The organism is Streptomyces saintjeani, from assembly GCF_055409605.1.
This window is the reverse complement of the sequence record NZ_CP189624.1, coordinates 4,014,915-4,041,399: the sequence shown is the minus strand read 5'-3', so window position 1 is coordinate 4,041,399 and position 26,485 is coordinate 4,014,915. Positions and strand designations below refer to the sequence as shown.

The following is a 26,485-nucleotide window of genomic DNA, read 5'->3' as shown; positions in this document are numbered from 1 at the left end:
CCGTCGTGTACTCGGTGTTTCCCGTTGCTGACGGGTCCCGTGCCAGCAAGGCAAACTGGGCAGGTCAACAGGGAGCGCCCAGGGAGACCTCGATGGACGACCGAGTACCGCGCGTGCCGGGACAGGAACGCCACGACCCCGCGCGGGCCGAGGACGTGGCGGGACTGAGGTTCGGTGTGCTCGGACCGGTACGGGCCTGGCGGGACGACGTTCCGCTGCCCACCGGGTCACCCCAACAGCGCGCCGTGCTCGCGACGTTGCTGCTGCGCGAGGGCCGCACGGTGACCGCCGCCGAGCTGATCGACGCGGTGTGGGGCGAGGACCCGCCCTCCCAGGCGCTGGCCGCGCTGCGGACGTACGTGTCGCGGCTGCGGAAGGTCCTGACCTCGCGGATGCTGGTCAGTGACGCCGGAGGCTACGCGCTGCGGGACCCCGGCGGCGCCGTCGGGCTCGACCTCACGGCGGCGCGGACCCTGTCCGAGGACGCGGAGAAAGCCTGGGCGGCGGGGGACGTACGCGCCGCGCGGGACCGCCTCGACCACGCGCTCGGCCTGTGGGAGGGCGAGACGCTCGCGGGCGTACCCGGGCCCTACGCGGACTCCCAGCGCGTCCGATTGGAGGAACTGCGCCTCCAACTCATCGAGAACCGGCTCGACTTGGACCTCGAACTCGGCCGGCACGCCGAAGCCGTCCCGGAGTTGACCTCCCTCACCGCCGAACACCCCCTCAGGGAACGCCTGCGCGAGCTGCTCATGCTCGCCCTGTACCGAAGTGGCCGCCAGGCGGAGGCACTTGCCGTGTACGCCGACACCCGCCGCCTGCTCGCGGAGGAACTCGGCGTCGACCCCCGACCCGGTCTGCGTGACCTCCAGGAAGGCATCCTGCGCGCCGACCCCGCGCTCGCCGAACCCGAGACACCGGCCGCCGAAACCCCCGTCGTCCGTATTCTGCCCGCTCAACTCCCCGCATCTGTAACGGATTTCACCGGACGGGAGACCCTCGCCCACGAACTGGGCGAAGCGCTCGTCGCGGAGAGCGGCGACGAGAACCGGGTGATGGCGGTCTCCGCCGTCGCCGGGATCGGCGGCGTCGGCAAGACGACGCTCGCCGTGCATGTCGCCCACCAGGCCCGATCCGCCTTCCCCGACGGCCAGTTGTACGTCGACCTCCAGGGCGCGAGCCCCCGCCCCGTCGAACCCCAGGCCGCCCTCGGCGCGTTCCTGCGCGCCCTCGGCACCGCCGACCCCGCGATCCCCGACTCCCTCCAGGAGCGCTCGGCGCTGTTCCGCTCGCTGCTCGACGGCCGCCGCGTCCTGGTCCTCCTCGACAACGCCCGGGACGCCGCCCAGGTACGGCCGTTGCTGCCCGGTACGGCCGGCTGCGCGGCCCTCGTCACCTCCCGCACGCGGATGGTGGACGTCGCGGGCGCGCACCTCGTCGACCTCGACGTGATGGCGCCGCACGAGGCGCTCGCGCTCTTCACGCGCATCGTCGGCGCCGAACGCGTCGCGTCCGAACGGGAGTCGGCGCTCGACGTCGTCGCCGCGTGCGGCTTCCTGCCGCTCGCGATCCGTATCGCCGCCTCCCGGCTCGCCGCCCGCCGCACCTGGACGGTGTCGGTCCTCGCGGACAAACTCGCCGACGAGAGACGGAGGTTGGACGAGCTCCAGGCCGGGGACCTTGCCGTGAAGGCAACATTCGAGCTGGGCTACGGGCAGTTGGAGCCCGCACAGGCCCGCGCCTTCCGCCTCCTCGGCCTCGCCGACGGACCGGACATCTCCCTCGCCGCCGCAGCCGCCGTCCTGGACCTGCCGCCCGACGGCACCGAGGACCTGCTGGAGTCCCTCGTCGACACCTCGCTCCTGGAGTCGGCGGCGCCCGGCCGCTACCGCTTCCACGACCTGGTCCGGCTCTACGCGCGCGCATGCGCGGAGCGTGACGAACTCCCCTCCTCCGAACGGGAGTCGGCGCTCACCCGGCTCCTCGACTTCTACCTCGCGACGGCCGCCGGGGTGTACGCGATCGAGCGGCCCGGCGACCGGCTCGTGGAGCAGCTGGAGGAAACCGCTTATCCCGGGCTCCACTTCGAGGACCGGCACGACGCGCAGGACTGGCTGTACGCCGAGGCGGGCGCGCTGCTGTCCTGCGTACGGCAGTCCATCGGGGACGGCCGACTGCGCCGCGCCGTCGACCTGTTGTGGGTCGCCAAGGACCTCGCCGAGTCCGGGGCCAACGCGCGCGAGTACGAGGTGGCCGCCAACGAGGCGCTCCAGCAGGCCCGTTCGGCCGGTGACCCGCACGCGCTCGGGCGGGCGCTGATCACCCTCACGGACGTCCACCTCGTCGCGGGGCGCTTCGACCGGGCCGACGCGGCGGCCGTCGAGGCGCTGCGGGTCACCGAGGACGCCGACGACCCCGTACCGCGCTGCTGGGCGCCCAACACCCGCGGAATCATCGCCCTTTACCAGGGGCGGCACGAGGAGGGCGAGCGGCATCTCACGGTCGCGTTCGACAACTTCCGCGCCAACCGGAACAGGGCGGGCGAGGCGAGCGTCCTGTGCAACCTCTCCCGCATCCACCTCGCGACCGGGCGGGTGGAGAGCGCGGTGACGCTGGCGCACCAGGGCATCGGCATCTACGACCGGACCGGCAACGCGCTGCGCGGCGCCAACGGGCGGTACGCGCTGGGGCTCGCGCTCACCGAGAGCGGGCTGCTCACCACGGCCGCGGACATCCTGCGGGACGCGCTCGACGTGTTCCGCGACAGTCGGCAGCGGCTGTGGGAGGGCATGACGCTCTTCCGGCTCGCCGAGGTCGACCTCGCCGCGTGCCGCCCCGCGCAGGCCGCCGCCAACGCCGACCTCGCGCTCACCGCGCTGCGCGGGATCGGCGGGGAGTGGCGCCGGGGGCTGGTCCTCACGGTTCTCGGGCGGGCGCTGAGCGGGCTGGGGCAGGCGGGGCGGGCACACGTGTGCTGGACCGAAGCGCTGGGGATCTACGAGGAGTTGAGGGCGCCGGAGGCGGAGGAGGTACGGGGGCTGCTGAAGCTGTCGGTGGCGGCGTAGGGGGTACTCAGGGGGTAGTACCCGCGATGTGGAAGCCGACGTTCATGGAACGTTTATCGGCCTCTGACATGCTCTTACCAACGAACGGCCGGACCGGGGGGAACGGCCGAAGTCGTTGAACCTGTCCGGCGACTCACGGGGGAGTAGCCGGACAGGTGTTCCACTCCACGGGGGAGTCGGAGGGGGGATCCGGGGGACGGCCGCGGTGGCACGGAGGGGGAGCCGCCGCGGCCGAGGCAACGCCCTTTGTCGCACCAGTAGCTGACGGCCCGTCAGATCGGCGCTACCGTGGCCGGCATGGAGAACACGACAGGGTTCCCGCTGATCATCTCCGTCGACGACCACACCGTCGAACCCGCGAGGGTCTGGCAGGACCGCCTCCCGAAGAAGTTCCTCGACACCGGCCCGCGAGTCGTCCGGGCGCCCCTGAAGGAAATGACCTTCCTGGGCGGGCGGTTCAAGCCCGTGATGGGCGAGAAGGGCGACGAAGGCCCGCTCGGCGACTGGTGGCTCTTCGAGAACCTCCAGCGCCCGCTCACCCGCCTCGACACGGCCGTCGGGTTCAGCCGCGACGAGATCCGGCTGGAGGTCATCACGTACGAGCAGATGCGGCCGGGGTCGTACGACGTACCCGCGCGCCTCGACGACATGGACGTCAACCACGTCCAGTCGGCGGTCTGTTTCCCCACGTTCCCGCGCTTCTGCGGGCAGACCTTCACCGAGGCGAGCGACCACGAACTCGGCCTGCTGTGCGTGCGGGCGTACAACGACTGGATGGTGGAGGAGTGGTGCGGCCCGCAGGCCCGCGGGCGGCTGATCCCGCTCACCCTGATCCCTTTGTGGGACGCCGAGTTGGCCGCCGCCGAGGTCCGCCGCAACGCCGCGCGCGGGGTGCGCGCCGTCGCGTTCTCCGAGATCCCGCCCCACCTCGGCCTGCCGTCCGTGCACTCCGACGCCTGGGACCCCTTCCTCGCCGCCTGCGACGAGACGGGCACCGTCATCGCCATGCACATCGGCTCCAGCAGCCGTATGCCGTCCACCTCCAAGGACGCGCCCCCGGCGGTCGGTTCGACCATCACCTTCGCCAACTGCTGTTTTTCCATGGTCGATTGGCTGATGAGCGGCAAGTTCGAACGCTTCCCGAACCTCAAAGTCATGTACGCCGAAGGGCAGATCGGCTGGATCCCCTACATCCTGGAGCGCGCAGACGTCGTCTGGGAGGAGAACCGGGGCTGGGGCGGCGTCGCCGACAAGGTCCACCGCCCGCCGTCCGAACTCTTCGCCGAGCACGTCTACGGCTGTTTCTTCGACGACGCGTTCGGCCTGCGCAACCTCGACGCCATCGGCGTCGGCAACGTCCTCTACGAGACCGACTACCCCCACTCCGACTCGACTTGGCCCAAGTCCAGGGAGGTCGGCGAGTCCCAGATGGGCCACCTCGACGCCGACGTCGTCGACCGCATCGTCCGCCGCAACGCCATCGACCTGCTCGGCCTGACCGCGGGCGGCCTCTGGCCGGGCCCGAGATGACCGGCCGCCTCGCCTACGGCATGCAGCTCCCCGTCCAGTCCCAGAGCCGCATCTACGTCGAACCCTGGGAACCCGACGCCGGGCCGACGGAGTTGGTGGCCGTCGCCCGCGCCGCCGACGAGGCGGGGTTCGCGTACGTCGCCTGCTGCGACCACGTCGCGATCCCGCGCCGCCTCGCGGACGCGATGGGCACGGTCTGGTACGACCCCGTCGCGACCCTCGCCCACCTCGCCGCCGTCACGACCCGCGTCCGGCTCCTCAGCCACGTCGCGATCGCCGGTCTGCGGCACCCCCTGCTCACCGCCAAGCAGTACGCCACCCTCGACCACCTCTCCGGCGGCCGGCTGATCCTCGGCGTCGGCGCGGGTCACGTCCAGGAGGAGTTCGAGGCGCTCGGCGTCGACTTCGCCCGCCGGGGCGCCGTGCTCGACGAGACCCTCGACGCCCTGCGGACAGCGCTCGGTCCGGACGAATTCGCCACCCACCACGGAAAGTTGTACGACTACGAGGACCTCGGCCAGCGACCCCGACCCGCCCAGCCGCACGTGCCGGTCTGGGTCGGCGGTTCCTCGCCCGCCGCGATCCGCCGGGCCGCCCTCAAGGGCGACGGCTGGCTGCCGCAGGGCGACCCGCGCGACCGGCTCCCCGCACAGATCGAGGCGATACGCCAACTCCGCCCCGACAGCGGCGAGTTCACCTTCGGAGCCATCGCCGAGCCGCTGTACGTCGGGACGCCGGACTGGGACGTCGGCCGTCGCACGCTCACCGGGAGCCCCGCGGCACTGGCCGACTCCCTGAACGCGTACGGGCAGTTGGGAGTGGACCAGATCCAAGTCAGGTTCAGAAGCCGGTCGGTTGGGGAACTCACCGATCAGATAAGGAAGTTCGGAGCCGAAGTGGCCCCTCTGCTGGGGTCTGTGAGGCACCTCTCTTGAATCTTTGAACATGCCTGCGCCGGACAGCGTATGTACGAACGTACGGACGTCGCTGTTCCGGCGGAAGGACCCCCCACAGTGAGATCCTCCGAAAGGCTCTCTGTCGCTCTGGCCTGTGCGGAAGGTGCCAGCTGGCCGCACGCCGACTGGCCCGCGCCGGACGACTCGTACGTGGGCCGGGTCTGGCAGGTGGCCCCGCCCTACCGGAAGCTGGCGGACACGCCGCTGGACGTCGTCCTGCTCAGCTGCGTCGAACCCGCCCACGCGCTCCCGGAGTTGACCGGTGCCCTCGCCGGACGCGGGGTGCCGGTGATCGTGGTCAGCGGGCGGCGGGACGTCGAGACGGTCGTCGAGGTCTTCCGGGGCGGCGCGGGCTACCTGGTCGACGGCGACTACTGCACCTGCATGCTCTCCTCGGCCGTGATGGCGGCCACCGTCGGCCACACCTACCTGTCTCCGGCGGCCTGCGCGGCGCTGCGCGAAGAGGTCCGAGAGGCGCCCGCCGGAGGAGATGCGGTGGAGCGCCTGCGGGCCCTTCTCTCGCCGCGCGAACGGCAGATCATGGAACTGCTCTCGACCGGGCTCGGCGCCCAGGAGATCGGACTGCGGCTGCGGCTCAGCGAGAAGACCGTGCGCAACAACCTCAGCAACATCTACGCGAAGCTCGACGCCCGAGGGGGCACGGACGCGGTCCTGCGCTGGCTGGGGGCCACGCCCGTGCTTCGCATATGAGAACGATCGACTCTATGACTGGCTGATCTCGGTCACCGGGATTTCCACGTCCGTCACATTGGTGCCGCCCTCGTCGAGCCCGGGCTCCACACGGATGCTGTTCTCGGAGTTCAGGATGCCGTTCGCCTGAGGCGTCCCGCACTTCACGTTCCGCAGCCACAGGCGGCCGTCCGGAGTTCCGTTCTTCAGGATCTGCGGATAGAAGACGTGCACGGACGTGGCGCCTTCGCTCGGGGAGAAGAAAACCTTCTGGCCGTCCTGGGCCTCTTTGTACGTGGCGCGCAGGAATCCGCTCACGTCCGTGCGCTTCGCCGACCACATGAAGAAGGCGATGCTGTCGGGCTGGACGGTGTCACTGCGCTCGAAACTCAGGCCCGTCGTCTTCTCGTCACGGGTGATGTTGATCTCCGAGGTGCTGAACTGGACACCGACCTCGAAGACGGAACTCGCGAGTTTCGTTCCGCCCTCCACGGTGAAGCCGTCCTCCAGTTCGATGCTGCGGGTCACCGAGGTGCTGACCGCGAACTCTTTCGACGCCGCCGTCGTGTTTCCGCAGTTGTCCGTCACGGGGGAGACCCGCTGATTCGGGCCGAGGCTGTTCGCCTTGAACTGCACGTTGACGAATTCGCAGTTCTCCAGCTTGTCGGAATCCGCCGCGCAGTCGGCCGACACCTCGTTCGGCGTCGCCGCGCCGGCGGAGTTCATCAGCGGGATCGCGACGGCGAGCGCGGCCACCGGGGCGAGGGCCAGGGTGATGCGCTTCTTGTGGCTGCGGTGCTTTCTGGTGCGGGTGCCCATGACAGTCTCCAGAGGGTGTAGTGGCTGGTGGGAAGGTTTCAGCAGTCTTCGAGGACGGCCTTGGACACACCGTCGACGACGCCCGGCGCACCGGCCGCGCCCGGCAGCATGTGCGGGCCCTCGACGACGTCCGGGGCGACGAAGTTCTTCTCGGGGGTGGCGTTCGTGACGGTCGTCGCCGAGCGGGCGTCGATACGGACGCGCCATTCTCCGGTCATGCGCTGCATCTTCGGCGTGAATTCCATGTGGAGGACCTTGCCGACCGGAACCTCACGCTCTTCCGTGTCACTGGCGGTCGCCGAATCAACGGTCATGTCCAGGGTGCCCTTGTGCTTCACCCACGAGCCGCTGATGGCGCCGAAAAGACCGCCACCGCCGCCCTGCTGGGTCACGGTGTACTTTCCTTCCCCCTGGGCCACCGTCGCCGACCAGCCGATCTTCACCTTGGCCGATTCCGTGGCGTCCGGCTCGCAGTTCGGGAAGTCGATCGACGCCTTCTCGGTGGGGCCGTCGAAGGTCTCGAATTTCGTCTCGACGAAATCACAGTTGTCCGCCGCGAAACCGTCACCGAAGCTTCCGTTGAAGTCGCTGACCGAGCGCTGCTTCCCATTGAGCACCGCCGAGCGCTCGCACATCGACATGATCTGCTCCGGCGTCTTCTGCTCATCGGCCGCGTTCGCCGAAGGGAGGAGGGTGATGATGGCACCTCCGGTCGCCAGCGCGGCACCTATCGCGACGTATCGGACCTTCTTGTTCCGGAGCTTTCTCTTGGCCATGCCTTGTCCCTTCCTTGGCGACTTCTTTGTCCGCAGCGCCAGGATTATTGAGGACTCAAGGAGGGGGCCGACAGGGTCAAATATCCCGACTCGCGGGTCTGTGACATTGCTCACGCAATGCTCGTACAGGTATCTGACGAGTCATCAGGTGCGGCGTTACGATGCTGACCTCCACCTATGCCGAGGAGGTCCCATGGACAGCACGGGCAAGCTGGACGGCCGGGTCGTCGTCGTCACCGGCGCGGCCCGAGGGCAGGGCGAGCAGGAGGCGCGGCTCTTCGCGGCCGAGGGCGCGCGGGTCGTCGTGGCCGACGTCCTCGATGAACAGGGCGAGGCCCTCGCCGCCGAACTCGACTGCCTGTACGTGCACTTGGACGTCCGCGAGGAGGACTCCTGGCGCGCGGCGGTCGACGCCGCCAAGGAGGCGTACGGCCGCCTCGACGGGCTCGTCAACAACGCCGGCATCCTGCGCTTCAACGCCCTCACGGACACGCCGCTCGACGAGTTCATGCAGGTCGTGCGGGTCAATCAGGTCGGCTGCTTCCTGGGGATCAAGACGGCCGCCCCCGACCTCGCGGACGGCGGCACGATCGTCAACACCGCCTCGTACACGGCGATCACGGGCATGGCGGCGGTCGGCGCGTACGCCGCGAGCAAGCACGCGATCCTCGGCCTGACCCGCGTCGCCGCCCTGGAGCTGGCGCCCCGGGGTATACGCGTCAACGCGATCTGCCCCGGCGCGATCGACACGGCCATGTCCAACCCCTCGCTGCTGGACCCGAGTTCGGACCCCGAGGAGACGTCCAAGGCGCTGGACGGCCTGTACCGCAAGCTCGTTCCGCTGGGGCGCATCGGACGGCCCGAGGAGGTCGCCCGCCTCGCGCTGTTCCTGACGTCGGCGGACTCGTCGTACATCACGGGGCAGCCGTTCGTGATCGACGGGGGGTGGCTGGCGGGGGTCTCGGTCATCTGACGACTCGTCAGGTATTGACGCTTACGGGGGGTGGTGCCAGAGTCGGCGGCAGTTCGTTGGCTGACGGTCCGTCAGAAACAGTCTTGGGGCGGTGAACCTCCTTGGAATTCGGGCTCTTTGTACAGGGATACGTCGGCAAGCGGGGCGAGGTCGACCCGCTCGCGGAGCACAAGGCGCTGATGGAGGAGACCGAGTACGTCATCGAGGCGGACCGGTCGGGGTTCAAGTACGCCTGGGCGTCGGAGCACCACTTCCTCGACGAGTACTCGCACCTGTCGGCCAACGAGGTGTTCCTCGGCTACCTCGCGCACGCCACCGAGCGCATCCACCTCGGCTCTGGCATCTTCAACCCCCTCGCGCCGGTCAACCACCCGGTGAAAGTCGCCGAGAAGGTCGCCATGCTCGACCATCTCACCGGCAACCGCTTCGAGTTCGGCAGCGGACGCGGCGCCGGGTCCCACGAGATCCTCGGGTTCATGCCGGGCATCACCGACATGAACCACACGAAGGAGCTGTGGGAGGAGACCATCGCGGAGTTCCCGAAGATGTGGCTCCAGGAGGAATACGTCGGATTCCAGGGCAAACACTGGCAGTTGCCGCCGAGGAAGGTGCTGCCGAAGCCGTACGGCAAGTCCCACCCGGCGATGTGGTACGCGGCCGGCTCGCCCCCGTCGTACGCGATGGCGGCCCGAAAGGGCCTGGGCGTCATCGGGTTCAGCATCCAGAAGGTCTCCGACATGGAGTGGGTGCTGGAGCAGTACAAGACGGAGATCGTGAACGCCGAACCGGTCGGGGACTTCGTCAACGACAACGTGATGGTGACGACCACGGCGATCTGCGCGCCCACCCACGACGAGGCGATCCAGGTCGCGGTGAGCGGCGGGCTGCACTACCTGCCCTCGCTCGTCTTCCGCTACCACGACACCTTCCCGCGCCCCGAGGGCTTCCCGGTCTGGCCCGAGACACTGCCCGAGTACACCCCCGAGTTCGTCGAACTCCTCATCGAGGAAGAGCTGTTGATCTGCGGCGACCCGGACGAGGTGCTGCGGCAGTGCAAGCGCTGGGAACAGGCCGGCGCCGACCAGCTGAGCTTCGGACTGCCGGTGGGCGTGCCGAAGGAACAGACCCTCCAGACCATCCAGTTGATCGGCGAGCACGTCATCCCGAAGATCGACACGGACCCCGTGCACCGGACGACGCGGTTCCGTCAGGGAGCGTGACCGCTGATGCTCGATCATGTCCTCAAGCGGGCCACGGTGGTTGACGGCTCCGGCGGGCCCGCGCGCGTCGCCGACGTCGGTATCCGGGACGGCCGTATCGCCGTCGTCGGTGAAGTCGCCCAGGAATCAAGGACAGTTGAGGACGCCACCGGCCTCGTCCTGTGCCCCGGCTTCGTCGACCCGCACACCCACTACGACGCCCAGCTCTTCTGGGACCCCTACGCCACCCCCTCCCTCAACCACGGCGTCACCACCGTCGCCGCCGGGAACTGCGGCTTCACCCTCGCCCCCCTCAACCCCACGCGGCCACAGGACGCCGACTACACGCGGCGGATGATGTCCAAGGTCGAGGGCATGTCGCTGGTCGCGCTGGAGGAGGGCGCGCCCTGGAGCTGGCACTCCTTCGGGGAGTACCTCGACGCCCTGGAGGGGCGGATCGCCGTCAACGCCGGTTTCATGGTGGGGCATTGCGCGCTGCGACGGCACGTGATGGGCGCCGACGCGGTGGGCGGACAGCCGTCCCCGGCTCAACTCGCCGAGATCGTCCTGCTGTTGCACGACGCGATGGACGCCGGGGCCTGGGGCTTCTCGACCACCCAGTCCACCACCCACTCCGACGGCGACGGCCGGCCGGTCGCCTCCCGGCACGCGTTGCCCGCCGAACTCATCGCCATGTCCAAGGCGGTCGGCGAACACGAGGGCACCCAGATCGAGGCCATCGTCGCCGGCTGCCTCGACCAGTTCAGCGACGCCGAGATCGACCTCCTCGTCGACATGTCCGCCGCCGCCGGACGCCCCCTGAACTGGAACGTCCTCACCGTCGACGCCGGGGTCCCCGAGCGCGTACCCCGGCAACTGCACGCAAGTGAGCGCGCCCGCAAGGCCGGTGGCCGTGTCGTGGCGCTGACCATGCCGATCCTCACGCCGATGAACATGTCGCTCGGCACGTTCTGCGCGCTCAACCTCATCCCCGGCTGGGGCCCGGTCCTCGGGCTGCCCGTCCCCGAACGCATCGAGAAACTCGCCGACCCCGACGTACGCACCGAGATGCTGCGGCGCGCCCAGTCGAAGGAGGCGGGCGTCTTCCGCAGGCTCGCCGACTTCGGGCGGTACGTCATCGGCGACACCTACAGCCCCGAGAACGAGGGCCTCACCGGGCGCGTCGTCCGCGACATCGCCGCCGAGCGCGGCCAGGACCCCTTCGCGACCCTCGTCGAGATCTGCTCCAACGACCTTCTGCGCACGGTGCTTTGGCCGATGCCGCGCGACAACGACCCCGCCTCCTGGGCGCTGCGCGCCGAGACCTGGCGGCACGAGGACGTTCTCCTCGGCGGCTCCGACGCCGGGGCGCACCTCGACCGGATGTGCGGGGCGCCGTACACGACCCGCTTCCTCGGGGACTGCCTGCGGGGACGCAGACTGGTCGAGCTGGAGCAGGCGGTGAAGATGCTCACCGACGACCCCGCCCAACTCTTCGGACTGCGCCAACGGGGGCGGGTGGAGGAAGGGTTCCACGCGGACCTCGTCCTCTTCGACCCCGAACGCATCGACGCCGGGAAGGCGACCCTCGTCCACGATCTGCCGGGCGACAGCCCACGGCTCGACTCCAAGGCCCTCGGCATAAAGGCCGTATGGGTCAACGGGGTTGAAGCCATCCGCGACGACGTCGTCACCGGCGCCGTACCCGGAAAGGTGCTGCGCTCCGGGACCGACACCCGGACGGTGAGCACCAAGTGACCGACGGGCAGCGGTTGTTCGTCGGCGGCGAATGGGTCGAGCCGGACGGCGGGCACTACGAGGTGATCGACCCCGCGACCGAGGACGTCGTCGGACTGGCCCCCGAAGCGTCCGCCGCGCAGGCCAACGACGCCTGTGCGGCGGCCAGTTCGGCGTTCGAGAGCTGGTCGCGGACGCGTCCCGAGGAACGGGCCGCCGTCCTGGCCCGCGCCGCCGACCTGATCCTGGCCCGGCGCGCGGAACTCACCGGTCTCGCCCGCGCCGAGACCGGGGCGACCACCGCGACCGTCCGCTCCATGCAACTCGGCGTCGCCGCCGCCCGGTTCAGACGGTACGCCCGCGTCGAACCCGCCGAGTGGGCCATCGCCCCGCAGATCAACGAGGCCGGGCCGATGGGGAAGGCCGCCGTGATGGGGGCGCTGGCGGTACGGCAACCCGTCGGGGTCGTCACCTGCATCACCTCCTACAACAACCCCTGGGCCAACCCCGCCGGGAAGATCGCGCCCGCGCTGGCCATGGGCAACACGGTCGTCGTGAAACCGGCGCCTCAGGATCCGCTGTCGGTGTACCGGATGGCGGAGGTGCTGGAAGCCGCCGGGGTGCCGCCCGGTGTCGTGAATGTGGTCTCCGGAGAGGCGGCCGAGGTCGGGGAGGCGACCGTCTCGTCCCCCGACGTCGACATGGTCAGCTTCACCGGGTCCACCGCCGTCGGGGTGCGGATCGCCGAGGTGTGCGGGCGCGGCATGAAGCGGCAGCTCATGGAACTCGGCGGCAAGGGCGCGGCGTTGGTCTTCGACGACGCGGATCTGGGCTCCGCGGTCGCGGGGATCGGGACGACGTTCTCCTTCTACAGCGGGCAGATCTGTACGGCGCCCACGCGGGTGCTGGTCCAGCGGGGCGTGTACGGCAGGCTGGTTGAGCAACTCGTCGCCTATGCCGGGCGGTTGACGCTGGGGGATCCCCGGGAGGCCGGGACCGTCATGGGGCCGGTGATCAGTGCGGCTCACCGTGAGCGGGTGCGGGCGCATGTCGAGTGGGCGGTTCGGGAAGGGGCAACGCCCCTGGTGGGCAAGGTTGTTGACCTTCCCGAGCGGGGCTTCTACCTCGGGCCGTCCGTCCTCGCCGACTGCACCAACGACATGCGGGCCGTCCGTGAGGAGATCTTCGGTCCTGTCGTCGCCGTCCTTCCCTTCGACGACGAGGAGGAAGCGATCGCCCTCGCCAACGACTCCGAGTACGGGCTCATCGACTACGTCTGGTCCGGCGACGTCGCCCGCGCGTTCCGCGTCGCGCGGCGGCTGCGGGCCGGGGGCGTGGGGGTCAACACCGTGGGGCGGAACATGGAGGCGCCGTTCGGGGGGTTCAAGAGGAGTGGGGTGGGGCGGGACGTGGGGTCGTACGCGTTGCATGCGTACAGCGAGGTGCAGGCGATCGTGTGGCCGGGGTGAAGGGGGGCGCTGGGGTGGGGGGCGATGAGGGGGGAGTGGCCTGCCGGCGGCGAGGTGGGTGGCGAGGCTGAGACGTGGGAGGCGGCGGGGCGGGGCGTGGTCGGTGACCAGGGGTGTGGTGTGTTCCTGAGAGCGGTTACTGTCCGTTTTCCGTCGGGCGCGATGCCGCCGTATGGGGCAGTATCGGGGCATGGGTGATGTAGCGGGCGTCATGATCGCCGTCGACGGCGGCGAGGTCTGGGCCGACGAGCGGGGCGACGGCGAGGGGCCGCCCCTGGTCCTGCTCCACCCCGGCGTCGGGTCCTCCGAGATCTGGGAGCCCGTGCTCGCCCCGCTGGCCGAGCGGCACCGGGTGATCCGGTACGACGTACGAGGGTACGGACGGTCTCCGGCGCCGGTCTCCTCGTACCGGCAGGACCTCGATCTCGCGCTCGTGCTCGGCCACTTCGGCGTGGAGCGTGCCGTACTGATCGGCAGCAGCATGGGCGGGTCCACCGCCATCGCGTACACGCTGGACCATCCCGAGCAGATCGCCGCGCTGGGGCTGCTCGTGCCCGGCGTACCCGGGTACCCCGAGCCCGATCCGCCCGAACTCGCCGCGCAGGTCGAGCCGTTGGCGCTCGCCGGTGACCTCGAAGGGCTGGCCGATCTGGGGATGTCGTGGTGGGGCGGGGCGGGGACGCCGCCCGACAGCGAGGCGCGGCGGTTGCTGCGGGGGGTGTTGGGCGGGTGGTTCACCTCGTACGCGCACGAGGAGCAACTCCCGTCCTGCTACGAGCGGTTGGGGGAGCTGGCCCTACCGTGCTCGCTGCTGCTGGGGGAGTTGGACCAACCGGTCGTCGTCAAGCGCAACGAGGTCATCGCCTCGCGGATTCCCGGGTGCCGGCTGGTGCGGGAGAGCCGGTGCGACCACTTTCCGACGCTGCGGGTGCCGGGGGCGGTCGTGGAGCTGGTGGAGGACTTGTACCGGAGGGTGGGCTGAGGGGGTACGGGTATGACGGGGGTCAATGCGTATCCAGGTCCACCCGTACCGTCAGCAGGTCGGTACCCAGTACCCGTACCGCCGTGCTGTTCAGTCTCGGCAGGCCGCGCAGACGGGTCACCGGGTCGTCGTCCCGCAGGATGTGCGCCGTACCGGTGTGCCAGCGGCCCCTGATGCGGACCCGGACCCTCGGGTCGGCCTTGATGTTCCGGACGTACTGCGAACGGTCGCCGAACTCCGACACCAGCCAGAAGGCGTCCCCGATCCGGCGGCCACCGAGCGGGGTGCGGCGGGGGAGTCCCGAGGTACGACCGGTGGTCTCCAGGACGGGCTGGAGCGGGAGTCTGCGCATGAGGGGGTTGAGGCGGCGCTGGACGGCGGTGGTGATCCGGAAGCGGCGGTCGGCGAGGGTGGGCATGGGGGGCCTGACTGGTCGGGGACGGTGGGCGGGGCGGACGGTGAGGGGCGGGGGTGCGGCGCCTGTAGTCCCGTACCCCTCAGGTCGTGCGTAGTCCTGTACCCCTCAGGTATCCCCACCGATTGTCCCCCCGAGGTCTTCGCACCGCGCGTCGCCCTCGGCCCGCCCCCCCCGTCAGTCCCGCCCGCGCCCCAGGAACACCGGGTTGCTCAGCGCCGCGAACGGTCCCGGGAGAGACGGTGTCGTCGCCGGGTGCCGGACCTCAGCCCGTACGTACGCCGCGTACGACGGTGTCGTCCGCCACTCGAAGACCCCCGAACCGGAGTCCCCCACGGGCGCCCCGGTGAACAGGACGCCCTGGTCGGTGACGAGGCGGACCGTGCAGCCCCTCACCCCTGAGACCTCCACGTGTACGACCACAGGGGTATCCGGGGCGACCGCGAGCCGCTCCCCGATGCCGGCGTGTTCGCCGCGCGGGCCGGTGGCGGTGAGGGCGAGCGAGACGTCCTTGGACTCCGCGACGTACGACCGCCCGGCGCGGATGCCGTCCTGGACCGCTGCCCGGGTCAGGTCGTCCGCGAGGACCACGGTCTGGGGCAGCCCCACCACGTCCGGGTCCCGGTGCGCGTCGCTGTTGCCCATCGCCGGGAGCCAGTCACGGCCCTCCCGTACGGCGGCGACCAGCGTCGCGTCCCAGGAGGCGAGCGCGATCTCGTCGTCCGGGGTGTAGGGGCCGTTCCACACCTCCACCGCGTCCGCCTCGCCGAACCCGAACTTCCAGGCGCAGCCGATGCAGGTGGCGTGCGGGTGCGCGGGGACGACGAGGCCGCCCGCGCGGCGGATCTGCCGGGCGAACCGAGCGAAACGGTTCTCGCGGGCCCGGTAGCGCCAGTCGACGAACGTGCCGGGGTCGGTGCCGAGCGCGACGACGTGGCCGTTGCGGGTGGTGACCTCCTCGCCGAGCAGGATCAGCAGGTCGTCACCGGCCTGGTCGGCCCAATGGGCGTGCCCCGCATGGGTGTTGTGCTCGGAGGTGTTGATGAAGTCCAGCCCGGCGGTGCGCGCGAGCGCCGCGATCTCGGCGGGGGTGCGGCGACCGTCGGAGTACCAGGAGTGCAGGTGGCAGTCGCCCCGGTACCAGGCGCGTCCCCGGCCCCGCGCGCGCTCCGGCGGGTAGACGGGGGTGGGGGTATGACCCGGTGACCCGTACGTGAGAGTGACGGTGATCTCGTACGTCAGCCCCTGGGGGGACACGGTGTACGGGCCCAGCGCGACGTACCAGGTACCCGCGCGGATCGGTCCCGGGACGTACCCGGGGGTCGCGTCGTCCGCCCGCACGAAGAACTCCGTACGGGCCCCGCCGGACCAGCCCCGGAAGCCCCGGCCGCCGAGCCCCGTACCGCGCTCGTCGAACAGGCCGATGTCCAGGGCGTTTCCGGCGGTGCCGGTCGGGACGGCCGGGCGGTCGTAGGTGTACGCCACCCTCAACTCGCTCACCCCCGCCGGGACTTCGACCGGCACATACACGAAGTCCGGCGCCCCGTTGGGCAACGTCCCCCGCAGGGTCTTCGCCGCCCGCCCCTGCTCTCGTCCCTCGGCGGAGGCGAAACTCATGCCCCCGACAGTCATCGCCGCAGCCGCACCCGTCACGAACAGGGCACGTCTGCCGATCTCGTGAGCGTCGTCGCACATGGGGTCAGTGTGGGGGAGGGGGGTGAACTCGGGGAGACCTGAAGGGAATCGGGATGTGAGGTCGTTCGAATGGGCGTGGGTTCCGGTCGGTTGAAGCTCGCGGGGGCGTCGGGCCGGAGGCTGCGTCGTGTAATTCCGACCGGTCGGTATGGACAGTTCGGATTGTTCCGGGTACAGATGAGGGCGGCACCCGCGCCTGTAGTCGTACCGCCGTACATCCGGAAAGGCCGTCGTATGCGTATCTCGGTCACGATTTTTCTCACCGATGAGACCATCACCCCTACGCGTCTCGCGAGGGAGTTGGAGGAGCGGGGGTTCGCCGGGCTGTATCTGCCGGAGCACACGCACATTCCGGTCGAGAGAGTTACGCCGTACCCCGCGGGTGGGGGGCTACCCAGGGAGTACGGGCGGACGCTGGACCCGTTCGTCGGGCTCGGGCAGGCCGCCGCGGTGACCGAGCGGCTGGGGCTGGGGACCGGGATCACGCTGGTCGCGCAGCACGATCCGATCGATCTCGCCAAGCAGGTCGCCACCGTCGATCATCTGTCCGGCGGGCGGCTCACGCTGGGGCTCGGGTACGGGTGGAACGTCGAGGAGGCCGCCGACCACGGCGTCGAGTGGCGGACCCGGCGGGAGCTGGTGCGGGACCGGATGGCGTTGATGCGGGCCCTGTGGTCCGGTGAACCGACCGGCTACGAAGGGGAGTTCGGGAGCGTACGGCCGTCCATCGCGTACCCCAAGCCGGTGCGGAAGCCGCGCGGGCCGGTTGTCGGGCCGCGCACCCTCATCGGCGGTGGCGCCGGGCCCAAGCTGTTCTCCCACATCTGCGAGTACGCCGACGGCTGGCTCCCGATCGGCGGACGCGGGCTCGGCGAGTCGCTGCCGGCCCTGCGGACCGCCTGGGCGGAGGCCGGGCGGGAACCGTCCGAGCTCGATGTGGTGCCGTACGCCGTAGTGCCTACCCGGGGAAAACTTGAGTACTACGAGGAGCTGGGGATCGAGGAGGCGGTCGTGCAGTTGCCTCCGGCGGGGGAGGCCGAGGTGCTGCGGGTGCTGGACGAGCTAGCGCCGTACGTGTGACGGGGACGGGGTGAGGGCCGGCGGCGACACGTCGTCGCCGGGTGACCCGTCCGGCATGTGCCAGCCGGGGTCCACGGCGCAGGGCATGGAAGCGCCGCCCCGGAAGTACCCGCTCCCGGCGGACCAGGTGAAGAACATCTCGCCGTCCGGGCGCGAGGCGCGTAGCCCCCAGGTATCCCCGGTACCCCCCTCCTCGTAGGACGCGATGTCCCACCCGTCGTCCTTGAGATACGTGCGCAGCCGACGCAGGGCGGGAACCGCCTCCCCGGCGGTGACGTGGTCGAGCGCCCAGCTGTGGTGCATGGCGTAGGCCCCGTCGACCGTCTCGTCCGTCAGCCCGCCCCGGTAGCACAGGTCGGCACTCAGGGTGTTCTCGGCGGAGATCCCGGGATCCCCGGAGCCGTAGGGGATCGTGCGCGTGAACCCCAGCACGCCGTAAGCCTCCTGGGAGTTCGCCACCGCCCGGTCCGCCATCTCCTGGGGCACGACCCGGGGGAAGTCCGACGCGTCCTTGGTGATCAGGGCGAGCCAGACGAGCAGGGCGAGGCCGAGGAACAGCGGTACGGCGACGAGCGCGGCGCAGCCGATCCCCACGGCCTGCCCCACCCGAGCGGCGGTGCCTCGGGCAGGAGCGGCGGCGGGCTCGGTCTCGGCGTCGGGCGTGATCTCCACAGGCATGCCAGGACCGTAGGCGGCAGCCGATACCCCGGACATCGGTACGACCACGTACACCCCCTGGGTACTAGTACTCAAGAGGGACAGGACCACAGGCGCACCCCCACCCCGCCTCCCCGCACGCGTAGCCGCCTCGTACCCCCACCCCCGTACCCACCCCGCACCCCCCACCTGGCGCCCCCGCACCTTCTATGACCTCGAACGTATGCTCAAAGGATGACGACTTCCGCGACCTCGGGAACCGGCCCCACCGAGAACTCCATGCGTCGCGCCCTCAAACGCGCCCGGGACGGCGTCGCCCTCGACGTGTCCGAGACGGCTGTGCTGCTCCAGGCGCGCGGCGAGGCTCTCGACGACCTCACGGCGACCGCCGCGCGCGTGCGTGACACGGGCCTGGCGGCGGCCGGCCGGCCCGGTGTCATCACGTACTCCAAGAGCGTCTTCATCCCCCTGACCCGCCTGTGCCGCGACAAGTGTCACTACTGCACCTTCGTCACGGTGCCGGGCAAGCTCCGCCGTGCCGGCCACGGCATGTTCATGTCCCCCGACGAGGTACTCGACGTAGCGCGCAAGGGTGCCTCCCTGGGGTGCAAGGAAGCCCTCATCACGCTGGGGGACAAGCCGGAGGACCGCTGGCCCGAGGCGCGCGAGTGGCTCGACGCGCACGGGTACGACGACACCATCGCCTACGTGAGAGCCATCTCCATCCGCATTCTGGAGGAGACCGGCCTGCTCCCCCACCTCAACCCCGGGGTGATGTCCTGGACCGACCTCCAGCGCCTCAAGCCGGTCGCGCCGAGCATGGGCATGATGCTGGAGACGACGGCCACCCGCCTGTGGTCCGAGCCCGGCGGCCCCCACTACGGCTCCCCGGACAAGGAACCGGCCGTCAGGCTACGGGTGTTGGAGGACGCGGGCCGCTCCTCGGTCCCCTTCACCTCGGGTCTGCTGATCGGCATCGGCGAGACGTACGAGGAGCGCGCCGAGTCGCTCTTCGCGCTGCGCAAGGTCTCCCGCGCGCACCACGGCATCCAGGAACTGATCATCCAGAACTTCCGCGCCAAGCCGGACACGGCGATGCGCGGCATGCCGGACGCCGAACTCGACGAACTGGTCGCGGCGGTCGCCGTATCGCGCCTGATCCTCGGCCCCTCGGCGAACATCCAGGCCCCGCCGAACCTGGTCGACGGCGAGTACGAGCGCCTCATCGGCGCCGGCATCGACGACTGGGGCGGCGTCTCCCCGCTCACCATCGACCACGTCAACCCCGAGCGCCCCTGGCCGCAGATCGAGGAACTCACCCGGCGCTCCGAGGCGGCCGGCTTCGACCTGCGCGAACGCCTGTGCGTCTACCCGGAGTTCGTGACGCGCGGCGAACCCTGGCTCGACCCCCGCCTCCTCCCGCACGTCCGCGCGCTCGCCGACCCGGAGACCGGCCTCGCGATCCCGGACGCCGTCGTCGAGGGTCACCCCTGGCAGGAGCCCGAGGAGGTCTTCGAGGCCACCGGCCGCACCGACCTGCACCGCACGATCGACACCGAGGGCCGTACGTCCGACCGCCGCGACGACTTCGACGAGGTGTACGGCGACTGGACCGAACTGCGCGAGGCCGCCGCCCCCGGCATGGTCCCCGAGCGCATCGACACCGACGTACGCCAGGCCCTGGCGACGGCGGCCGACGACCCGACGAAGCTGACCGACGCGGAGGCGCTCGCGCTCTTCCACGCGGACGGTCCGGCGCTGGACGCGCTGACCCACATCGCCGACGACGTAAGGAAGTCGGCGGTCGGCGACGACGTCACGTACATCGTCACGCGGAACATCAACTTCACCAACGTCTGCTACACCGGCTGCCGTTTCTGCGCGTTCGCGCAGCGCCGTACGGACGCCGACGCCTACACCCTCTCCCTGGACCAGGTCGCCGACCGCGCCCAACAGGCATGGGAGGTCGGGGCGGTCGAGGTCTGCATGCAGGGCGGCATCCACCCCGACCTGCCGGGCACCGCGTACTTCGACATCGCGAAGGCGGTCAAGGAACGCGTCCCGGGCATGCACGTGCACGCCTTCTCGCCGATGGAGGTCGTCAACGGCGCGACCCGCACGGGACTTTCGATCCGCGAGTGGCTGACTCGGGCGCGGGAGGCGGGACTTGACACGCTCCCCGGCACGGCCGCCGAGATCCTCGACGACGAGGTCCGCTGGATCCTCACCAAGGGCAAGCTGCCGGCCGCGACCTGGATCGAAGTCGTCACCACCGCCCACGAGTTGGGCATCCGCACGACCTCGACGATGATGTACGGCCACGTCGACCAGCCGCGCCACTGGCTCGGCCACCTCCGCACGCTCGCCGGGATCCAGCAACGCACCGGCGGATTCACGGAGTTCGTGACGCTGCCGTTCATCCACACCAACGCGCCCGTGTACCTGGCGGGCATCTCGCGGCCCGGCCCGACGATCCGGGACAACCGCGCGGTGACGGCGATGGCACGGCTCCTGCTGCACCCGTGGATCCCCAACATCCAGACCAGCTGGGTCAAGCTGGGCACCGAGGGCGCCGCCGAGATGCTGCGCTCCGGGGCCAACGACCTCGGCGGCACGCTGATGGAGGAGACCATCTCGCGGATGGCCGGGTCGTCGTACGGCTCGTACAAGTCGATCCGGGACCTCATCGCCGTCGCCGAGGCGGCGGGGCGTCCGGCGAAGCCGCGTACGACGCTGTACGGCGAGGTGCCGGCCGAGCGGCAGCGGGCGGCACAGGCGTCCGACGGGCACCTCCCGGAGCTGCTGCCGCTCCTCGACTGACCCTGGTGGAGCGCCGGTTGCGATCTTGGAACGGTACCTGAGGGGGACCGGTACGGGACCTGCGGACAGGCGCTCCACAGTAGGATGATCCGACCCCCGACATGCGGGGGCCGGAGACTGAGGAGTTGCGTGCCCGTGCCTGCCCTGCGGCTTCCCTCGTGGGTCTGGGTCACCGGTCTGACGGCCGGGGCGATCGTCGGCGTGGGCTTCCTGGCGCTCGAAGCGGACCACGGCGTGCACCCTCACCCGACGGCCGCGGCCAGCCCGAAGCCGGCCGCCACACCCCGGCAGTCGGCGGCTCCGGATGCGTCCACCCCTAGTACTCCGGGACTACCCGCCAAGTCGGGCACGGGCCGCCGTATCGTCTACTCGCTCTCCGAGGACCGGGTCTGGCTGGTCGACGCCGACGACCAGTCCCGCCGCACCTTCGACGTCTGGCCCGGCACGGTCGACCCCGCCCCGGGGACGTACACGATCTCCGTGCGCACGCCCGCGACCACCGGCTCCGACGGGGTCGCCGTCGAGCACGTCGTCTACTTCACGGTGAAGTCCGGCATCAACATCGCCTTCTCCAACGCCGTCGACGGCTCCTCCCCGCCGCCCGCCCCCGCCGGCACGCAGACCGGCGGCATCCGCCTCCACAAGGAGGACGGCACGGCGCTGTGGGCGTTCGGGGCGACGGAGACCAGGGTCAGGGTCGTCGAGTAGTACCCGGGTAGTACCTGAGGGGTACGGCTCCCGCTCCAGCGGTTCCCGGCCCCCTACCCCAGCTCTACCCCGCTGCTTCTCGGGTACCGGGCCAGCCACCCCGGCGCCGCCCCCGCCGGGTTGTGCAGCGCCGGCCCCTGCGTCATCTCCATCGAGAAGTCGTCGGCGAGTTCCAGCAGCGTCGGCCGCCCCTCCAGCTCCGCGAGCCACGCCGGGGGAAGGGCCGTCTCCCCGTGCAGCGCGCCGAGCAGGGACCCCGTGACGGAGGCGGTCGCGGCGGAGGGGGCGCCGTGGTTGACGGCGAGGCGCAGGCCGTGCCGTACGTCCTCGGCGACGAGCGCGCAGTACACGGCGGCGGACAACAGCTCGGGCGCGCTGCCGCCGCCGGCGAGTTCCTCGACCCGCGCGGGCGTCGGCAGGCCCTGTCTGACCGCGCCGAGCCCCCGTTGCAGCGCCTCCGACACCGGCTCGTGGCCGGGCCGCGCCGACAGGTGGGACAGCGCCCGCTGCACCGCGCTGTCGAGGCTGTCGCCCCTGGCCAGCGCGTGCACGACGACCGCGTACGCGCCCGACGCGAGGTACGCCGCCGGGTGGCCGTGGGTCTGCGCCGCGCACTCCACCGCGAGCTGCGCGACCAGCTGCGGCTCCCAGCCGACCAGCAGACCGAACGGCGCGGAGCGGCCGAGCGCCTCGGGGCCGTCCGCCGCCGGGTTCTTCGGCGTCTCCAGGGTGCCCATCCGCTCGTCCCCGAGGCCGAGGAGCAGCGGGCGCGTCGGGTCGCGGCGGGCGTACAGCCACTCCTCGCGGGCCAGCCAGCCGTCGTCCTTGCGGCGTAGGTCGGGACCCCAGTCCCGCTGCGTGGCCGCCCAGCGCAGATACGCGCGATGCAGGTCCGTGGGGGGATGCCAGGCGCCGGTGTCACGGCGTACCTGGGCGCGGATCAGGCCGTCGACCGTGAACAGGGTGAGCTGGGTGAGGTGGGTGATCGCGCCGCGCCTGCCGTACGCGGGGACCAGGTCGACGATGCCCTCCACCCCGTACGCCTGAAGTATGTCCTGCGCGGAGGACCGGTCCACCGGGGCGCCCAGCGCGTCGCCGAGGGCGCCGCCGAGCAGTGCGCCGCGCACCCGGCTGCGGAAGTCCTGCTGTTCCGTACGGCCCCAGATGGGCCCGGCCGCCGTACTCACACCCTGCCTCCCCGGGCCACCGTCCGTCGTCCGTGCGACACGATTCGCCACTGTAATCGAACGGGGACGGGGAGTTCAGGGGTCGGGCGGTATGCCCAGTGTGGCCGCAGGGGACGGGATTTGGGGTGGGGAGTGGTCGTTTCTGTGTGTTGGTGGTGTTGCTGTCGGGAATGTGGCCGGACGGGGGAGCATGTGGCAGCCTCCCCCGGTCTCAGCCGCTCTTCGTGACCCCGACGGTGCCGCGTCCGTCGTCCAGTTCCGCGCTCACCGCGACGGCCGCCGCGTCGTCGTCCGAGTTGATCTTCTCGATGATCGCGAGCCGGCCGGGGGTGTCCTCGGGACGGATGAAGCCGATCGCGATGTACAGGACGAGGGAGACCGCGAGGGGGATCGACACCTGATACTGGAGAGGTACGCCGCCGTCGACGTTCCAGTTGATCGGGTAGTTGACGAGCCAGAACGCCAGCAGCCCCATCGACCAGCTCGTCAGCGCCGCCGTCGGCCCGGAGCGGCGGAACGGCCGCAGCAGGCCCAGCATCATCGGGATGGCCATCGGGCCCATCAGACCGGCGACCCACTTGATGACGACGGTGATGATGTCCTTGAAAGCGGGGGAGTTGACCTGCGTCGCCGCCGCCATCGAGAGGCCGAGGAAGACGACGGTCGTGATGCGCGCGACCCGAAGTCCCTGTCCCCGGTCCCACGTTCGGGCCCGTTTCCAGATGACCGGCGCGCAGTCCCGGGTGAAGACGGCCGCGATCGCGTTGGCGTCGGAGGAGCACATCGCCATCGTGTGGGAGAAGAAGCCGACGATCACGAGCCCCAACAGGCCGTGCGGCAGGAGCTGTTCGGTCATCAGGCCGTAGGAGTCGGAGCCGTCCGGCTTCTTCGACTCGACCAGCAGCGGCGACATCCACATCGGGAAGAACAGCACGACCGGCCAGACCAGCCACAGCAGCGCCGACAGCCGCGCCGAGCGCTCGGCCTCCTTCGCGTTCCGCGTCGCCATGTACCGCTGCGCCTGGTTGAGCATGCCGCCGTTGTACTCGAACAGCTTGATGAACAGGAACGCGAGCAGGAACACCGTGCCGTACGGGCCGACGAGCGGCTTGCCGTGGCCCTGGAGCGCGGGTTCGTCCCAGGCGCCGAGGAACCCGATGTTCCTGTCGTCCAGTTCGACGATCACGGCGATGAACATCGCGACGCCCGCGAGGAGTTGGATGATGAACTGGCCCAACTCCGTGAGTGCGTCGGCCCACAGGCCGCCGATCGTGCAGTACACGGCCGTGATGGTGCCGGTGATGAGGATGCCCTGGTTCAGCGAGATGCCGGTGAACACGGACAGCAGGGTCGCGATCGCCGCCCACTTGGCGCCGACGTCCACGATCTTCAGCAGCATCCCCGACCAGGCGAGTGCTTGCTGGGTCTTCAGGTCGTACCGGTTCTTCAAGTACTCCAGCGGGGAGGCCACATGGAGCCGTGAACGCAGCCGGTTGATGCGCGGCGCGAAGAGCTTCGAGCCGATCGCGATGCCGAGCGCGATCGGGAAGGACCAGGTGACGAAGGAGGTCACCCCGTAGGTGTAGGCGATGCCGGCGTACCCGGTGAACATCACCGCGCTGTAGCCCGACATGTGGTGGGAGATACCGGAGAGCCACCACGGCATCTTGCCGCCCGCGGTGAAGAAGTCGCTGACGTCGTCGACCCGTTTGTGCGACCAGACGCCGATGGCGACCATCACGCCGAAGTAGCCGATGAGCACGGCCCAGTCGAGACCGTTCATGTGCCCCCTTCCAGGGTTCGCCGTCAACGTGGGAGTTCGCAGCAGACAGGCAGGGCAGGCATGTGAACTCTGGGTGTGATGGTGTGCTCACGGCAAGCGCAAGGAGGGTCAAGGGGAAGTAAAATCGTTCGGTGAGGTGACCTCAATTCCTGTACGTGAACGCCGAGTTGGCGGGAGAGGGCACCGCTCAGCGCATCAGTTCCCCCGCGTTCACCAGCAACGACTGCCCCGTGATCGCCCGCGCCCGGGGCGACGCGAGGAACACCGCCGCGTCCGCCACGTCCCCGTCCGTCGCCAGCTCCGGCAGCGCCATCCGCCCCGAGAGCCGCCCCAGCACCTCACTCTCGGGTACCCCCTCCGCCTGCGCCGTGAACCGCACGTACGCCTCCACCGGCGGCCCCCACATCCACCCCGGCAACACGGTGTTCACCCGGACCCGGTACGGCCCCAACTCCCTTGCCAGCGAGTACATCACGCTCGTCAGCGCCCCCTTGGACGCCGCGTACGCCGCCTGCTTCACCTGCGAGGGCGCCGCCACCGCCGACTGCGTCCCGATGAACACGACCGCGCCCCCGCCCCCCTCCTTCAGCGCGGGCAGACAGGCCCGCGTCATCCGCAGGGTCCCCAGCAGATTCACGTCCATGACGGACCGCCAGGTCTCGAAGTCGGCGTCCTGAACACCCCCGAAGTAGGAGTCCCAGGCGGCGACCTGGACGACGGCGTCGATCCCGCCGAACCGCGACACCGCCAACTCGGCCAGAGCGGCGCACTGTTGCTCGTCGGTGATGTCGGTGGACAGGAACGCGGTGCGCGCCCCGCCGGGGTCGATGTCCCGCGCGGACTTGGCCAGTTGAGCCTCGGTCCGAGCCCCCAGCACCGCGTTCCCCCCTTCCCGTACGACGGCCGCCGCGACCTGGTGACCCAGTCCCGCGCCGACTCCGGAGACGACGACGGTCTTGCCGGTGAGCAGAGACACGAACCCTCCCTGATGGCCGCTTCCTGACGCTGGCGCATTGTCTGACGGACCGTCAGAGTATGGGCGAGCGCGCAGGAAAGGGGAACGCACATGAACGAGACCGGCACCAGCGGGACCACTTCGGGTGAGGCCGAATCCAGCGCCCGTTACGCCGAGTTGGCGGCCACCGGCCCCTACGGCGTCCGCCCCGGCCACGCCCTGATCACCATGGTCGAACCGCACCCCGGCCACGAGTACGCCTACAACCGCTGGTACGAGGACGACCACTTCTACGCGGGCGCGATGGCGATGCCCTGGATGTACGCGGGCCGCCGCTGGGTCGCCACCCGCGACCTCCAGCTCCTGCGCTACCCCGAGAAGTCGGCGGTCGCCCAGCCCGTCACCCTGGGGTGCTACCTCTCCACCTACTGGATCACCGACGGCCGCTACGCCGACCACATGCGCTGGACCGTCGCCATCAACCGCCGCCTCAACCACGACGCCCGCGTCTACCAGGACCGCACCCACGTCTTCACGGCGTTCCAGGACCACGAGACGACGGTCTACCGCGACGGCGCGGCCGGTCCCCGCGACTTCCACGCCCTGGACCACCCCTACCAGGGGCTGATCCTGGAGGTGATCGACGCCGAGACCCCCGAGCGCCGCACCGACCTCCTCCACTGGCTCCGCACCCGCCACCTCCCGCGCGCCCTGAAGGGGTCCCCCGCCGCGCTGGTGACGATCTTCCGGCCCACCCCGCTGCCCGTCGACCGCATGGCGTACGTGAAGCAGGTGGAGGGCACCGATACCCGCCTGACCCTCCTGTGGTTCCTCGAACAGGACCCCCGGGACGTCTGGCAGGACCACTACGCCGGACTCGGCTCCCGGGTGGAGGAATCGGGCCTCGGCAGGGTGGAGCTGGTGGCCCCCTTCATCCCGACGGTGCCGGGGACCGACCGCTACGTCTCCGAGCTGCGCTAGCTCTCGGG

Annotated in this window: 21 protein-coding genes; 13 read left to right on the top strand and 8 right to left on the bottom strand. The window is 70.5% G+C overall.

Annotation, left to right across the window (positions count from 1 at the left end):
- Positions 1–92: 92 nt before the first annotated feature.
- From ACQCO7_RS18205 to ACQCO7_RS18190, 4 genes are all read left to right on the top strand, one after another.
- Positions 93–3,065, top strand: coding sequence for an AfsR/SARP family transcriptional regulator (locus tag ACQCO7_RS18205; RefSeq protein ID WP_464072843.1), 2,973 nt, complete (start codon positions 93–95; stop codon positions 3,063–3,065).
- Positions 3,066–3,362: 297 nt separating this feature from the next.
- Complete coding sequence (locus tag ACQCO7_RS18200; protein WP_464072842.1) at positions 3,363–4,595, top strand: amidohydrolase family protein; 1,233 nt, start codon at positions 3,363–3,365, stop codon at positions 4,593–4,595.
- Positions 4,592–5,530 carry an LLM class F420-dependent oxidoreductase gene (locus tag ACQCO7_RS18195; RefSeq protein WP_464072841.1) on the top strand — a complete coding sequence of 313 codons (939 nt, stop codon included), beginning with the start codon at positions 4,592–4,594 and terminating at the stop codon, positions 5,528–5,530. Before ACQCO7_RS18200 ends, ACQCO7_RS18195 begins: the two co-directional genes overlap by 4 nt.
- Before the next feature lie 78 nt (positions 5,531–5,608).
- Positions 5,609–6,262: a LuxR C-terminal-related transcriptional regulator gene (locus tag ACQCO7_RS18190; RefSeq protein ID WP_464072840.1), complete on the top strand. Its 654-nt coding sequence runs from the start codon at positions 5,609–5,611 to the stop codon at positions 6,260–6,262.
- A gap of 12 nt (positions 6,263–6,274) precedes the next feature.
- On the opposite strand, the gene ACQCO7_RS18185 is transcribed toward ACQCO7_RS18190, so the two are convergent.
- Positions 6,275–7,060 carry a hypothetical protein gene (locus ACQCO7_RS18185; RefSeq protein ID WP_464072839.1) on the bottom strand — a complete coding sequence of 262 codons (786 nt, stop codon included), beginning with the start codon at positions 7,058–7,060 and terminating at the stop codon, positions 6,275–6,277.
- Between the two features lie 38 nt (positions 7,061–7,098).
- Positions 7,099–7,836 carry a hypothetical protein gene (locus ACQCO7_RS18180; protein ID WP_464077230.1) on the bottom strand — a complete coding sequence of 246 codons (738 nt, stop codon included), beginning with the start codon at positions 7,834–7,836 and terminating at the stop codon, positions 7,099–7,101.
- Positions 7,837–8,029: 193 nt separating this feature from the next.
- Between ACQCO7_RS18180 and ACQCO7_RS18175 the strand changes: the two genes are divergently transcribed.
- The 5 genes from ACQCO7_RS18175 (at position 8,030) to ACQCO7_RS18155 (ending at position 14,196) form a co-directional block, all read left to right on the top strand.
- On the top strand, positions 8,030–8,809 hold the full coding sequence (locus tag ACQCO7_RS18175; protein ID WP_464072838.1) for an SDR family NAD(P)-dependent oxidoreductase: 780 nt from the start codon (positions 8,030–8,032) through the stop codon (positions 8,807–8,809).
- A gap of 101 nt (positions 8,810–8,910) precedes the next feature.
- Positions 8,911–10,029 carry an LLM class flavin-dependent oxidoreductase gene (locus ACQCO7_RS18170; protein WP_464072837.1) on the top strand — a complete coding sequence of 373 codons (1,119 nt, stop codon included), beginning with the start codon at positions 8,911–8,913 and terminating at the stop codon, positions 10,027–10,029.
- A gap of 6 nt (positions 10,030–10,035) precedes the next feature.
- Positions 10,036–11,766 carry an N-acyl-D-amino-acid deacylase family protein gene (locus ACQCO7_RS18165; protein WP_464072836.1) on the top strand — a complete coding sequence of 577 codons (1,731 nt, stop codon included), beginning with the start codon at positions 10,036–10,038 and terminating at the stop codon, positions 11,764–11,766.
- The gene (locus tag ACQCO7_RS18160) at positions 11,763–13,214 is read left to right on the top strand and encodes an aldehyde dehydrogenase family protein (protein ID WP_464072835.1); all 1,452 of its coding nucleotides are present in this window, start codon (positions 11,763–11,765) and stop codon (positions 13,212–13,214) included. Before ACQCO7_RS18165 ends, ACQCO7_RS18160 begins: the two co-directional genes overlap by 4 nt.
- Before the next feature lie 190 nt (positions 13,215–13,404).
- Positions 13,405–14,196 (top strand): alpha/beta fold hydrolase, encoded by a 792-nt coding sequence (locus ACQCO7_RS18155; protein ID WP_464072834.1) that lies wholly within the window; start codon positions 13,405–13,407, stop codon positions 14,194–14,196.
- 22 nt (positions 14,197–14,218) lie between these two features.
- On the opposite strand, the gene ACQCO7_RS18150 is transcribed toward ACQCO7_RS18155, so the two are convergent.
- Together ACQCO7_RS18150 and ACQCO7_RS18145 are read right to left on the bottom strand one after the other, a co-directional pair.
- Positions 14,219–14,614 carry a nitroreductase/quinone reductase family protein gene (locus ACQCO7_RS18150; RefSeq protein WP_464072833.1) on the bottom strand — a complete coding sequence of 132 codons (396 nt, stop codon included), beginning with the start codon at positions 14,612–14,614 and terminating at the stop codon, positions 14,219–14,221.
- 174 nt (positions 14,615–14,788) lie between these two features.
- On the bottom strand, positions 14,789–16,306 hold the full coding sequence (locus ACQCO7_RS18145) for a CehA/McbA family metallohydrolase (RefSeq protein WP_464072832.1): 1,518 nt from the start codon (positions 16,304–16,306) through the stop codon (positions 14,789–14,791).
- A 234-nt stretch (positions 16,307–16,540) separates the two neighbouring features.
- On the opposite strand from ACQCO7_RS18145, the gene ACQCO7_RS18140 reads away from it, so the two are divergent.
- The gene (locus tag ACQCO7_RS18140; protein ID WP_464072831.1) at positions 16,541–17,386 is read left to right on the top strand and encodes an LLM class F420-dependent oxidoreductase; all 846 of its coding nucleotides are present in this window, start codon (positions 16,541–16,543) and stop codon (positions 17,384–17,386) included.
- Here the strand turns inward: ACQCO7_RS18140 and ACQCO7_RS18135 are convergent.
- The gene (locus tag ACQCO7_RS18135; protein WP_464072830.1) at positions 17,369–18,064 is read right to left on the bottom strand and encodes a hypothetical protein; all 696 of its coding nucleotides are present in this window, start codon (positions 18,062–18,064) and stop codon (positions 17,369–17,371) included. The two genes, ACQCO7_RS18140 and ACQCO7_RS18135, sit on opposite strands and share 18 nt — an antisense overlap.
- Before the next feature lie 213 nt (positions 18,065–18,277).
- Between ACQCO7_RS18135 and ACQCO7_RS18130 the strand changes: the two genes are divergently transcribed.
- On the top strand, positions 18,278–20,863 hold the full coding sequence (locus tag ACQCO7_RS18130) for a bifunctional FO biosynthesis protein CofGH (protein ID WP_464072829.1): 2,586 nt from the start codon (positions 18,278–18,280) through the stop codon (positions 20,861–20,863).
- Between the two features lie 129 nt (positions 20,864–20,992).
- On the top strand, positions 20,993–21,571 hold the full coding sequence (locus ACQCO7_RS18125) for a hypothetical protein (protein WP_464072828.1): 579 nt from the start codon (positions 20,993–20,995) through the stop codon (positions 21,569–21,571).
- Positions 21,572–21,624: 53 nt separating this feature from the next.
- On the opposite strand, the gene ACQCO7_RS18120 is transcribed toward ACQCO7_RS18125, so the two are convergent.
- The 3 genes from ACQCO7_RS18120 to ACQCO7_RS18110 all read right to left on the bottom strand — a co-directional run bounded on the left by ACQCO7_RS18120 (position 21,625) and on the right by ACQCO7_RS18110 (position 25,517).
- Positions 21,625–22,758, bottom strand: a complete 1,134-nt coding sequence (locus ACQCO7_RS18120) for an ADP-ribosylglycohydrolase family protein (RefSeq protein WP_464072827.1) — start codon at positions 22,756–22,758, stop codon at positions 21,625–21,627.
- Positions 22,759–22,969: 211 nt separating this feature from the next.
- On the bottom strand, positions 22,970–24,541 hold the full coding sequence (locus ACQCO7_RS18115; protein ID WP_464072826.1) for a sodium:solute symporter family protein: 1,572 nt from the start codon (positions 24,539–24,541) through the stop codon (positions 22,970–22,972).
- Positions 24,542–24,728: 187 nt separating this feature from the next.
- Positions 24,729–25,517: an SDR family oxidoreductase gene (locus ACQCO7_RS18110; RefSeq protein ID WP_464072825.1), complete on the bottom strand. Its 789-nt coding sequence runs from the start codon at positions 25,515–25,517 to the stop codon at positions 24,729–24,731.
- A gap of 90 nt (positions 25,518–25,607) precedes the next feature.
- On the opposite strand from ACQCO7_RS18110, the gene ACQCO7_RS18105 reads away from it, so the two are divergent.
- The gene (locus tag ACQCO7_RS18105) at positions 25,608–26,477 is read left to right on the top strand and encodes a hypothetical protein (protein ID WP_464072824.1); all 870 of its coding nucleotides are present in this window, start codon (positions 25,608–25,610) and stop codon (positions 26,475–26,477) included.
- Positions 26,478–26,485 lie beyond the last annotated feature (8 nt).